The organism is Marinobacter confluentis (assembly GCF_004785685.1).
GTDB classification, from domain to species: Bacteria; Pseudomonadota; Gammaproteobacteria; order Pseudomonadales; family Oleiphilaceae; genus Marinobacter; species Marinobacter confluentis.
The window spans coordinates 1-306 of sequence record NZ_SRPF01000070.1; the positions used below are offsets into that span (position 1 = coordinate 1).

Sequence of the window (306 nt, forward strand, 5' to 3'; positions counted from 1 at the left end):
GACAATGCCATCCACGACCCGTTGCAATGCGCCGCGGTTGGCATTGACCACATCCAGAGCGTTCTGCCCTGTCTCGACCGCTTTTTCCGGGTCATCGACAAGCATGCTGACGCAATCGGCTAAAGACTCGGCGGAAGGTGTCATGAAAAAGCCCTTGCCGGCGTCCAACTGATTGTAGATCGTCTCGAAATTGAAAATGTGAGGACCCGACACCACCGGCAACCCCCAGGCGGCTGGCTCCAGCGGAGTATGCCCGCCCCGCTCAATCAGCGAGCCGCCGACGAAAGCGACATCCGCCACCCCGTA

Annotated in this window: 1 protein-coding gene; it reads right to left on the reverse strand. The window is 59.8% G+C overall.

Annotated features, from left to right (window positions below):
- On the reverse strand, positions 1-306 hold a 306-nt coding region (locus E5Q11_RS17600; RefSeq protein ID WP_135804725.1), incomplete at both ends, for a 3-deoxy-D-manno-octulosonic acid transferase.